This is a genomic window from Candidatus Symbiopectobacterium sp. NZEC135 (assembly GCF_025962695.1).
In genome coordinates, this window is sequence record NZ_JAGFPF010001272.1 from 1 (window position 1) to 629 (window position 629).

General features: G+C 55.8%; 1 protein-coding gene. It reads left to right on the forward strand.

Annotation, left to right across the window (positions count from 1 at the left end):
* Positions 1-110 precede the first annotated feature (110 nt).
* A partial coding sequence (locus J5224_RS33780) for a beta-ketoacyl synthase N-terminal-like domain-containing protein (RefSeq protein WP_319802549.1) occupies positions 111-629 on the forward strand: 519 nt, incomplete at its 3' end.

The following is a 629-nucleotide window of genomic DNA, read 5'->3' on the forward strand; positions in this document are numbered from 1 at the left end:
GCGTGAAATCAGCCCGGATATCACCCTCGACGAACTGCGCCAGAAGACAGAAGCCCACTTCATTGTCTCCGACTCTCTGCAACCGTTAAAAATCCACTAAGGAGACCCTGATGAACACACAAGATTCCGTTGTGATTGTGAGCGCCAAACGCACCGCGATCGGTAAATTCGCGGGCAGTTTAGCCAATACTTCCGCCGTTGAACTGGCAAGCGCCACGATTAAAGATAGCCTGTCATCCCTGCCGCAGGGTTTGAAGATTGATGAAGTGATGCTGGGCAACGTGCTGAGCGCCGGTTTAGGCCAAAACCCGGCGCATCAGGCGGGTCAGGCTGCCGGGCTCGGTGTGGAGACGCCCGCCTTTACCGTCAGCAAAGTGTGCGGCTCCGGCCTCAAAGCGGTAGCGCTCGGTGCGCAATCCATTGTGGCGGGCGACAATCAGATCTGTATCGCGGGCGGTATGGAAAACATGAGTGCTGCCCCTTACCTGCTGGAAAAAGCACGTCAGGGCTACCGCATGGGCGATGGCAAATTAATCGACTCCATGATCCAGGACGGTTTGTGGTGCGCCTTCAATGATTACCATATGGGGATCACCGCCGAGAACATCGCCAAACAGTACGGCTTTACC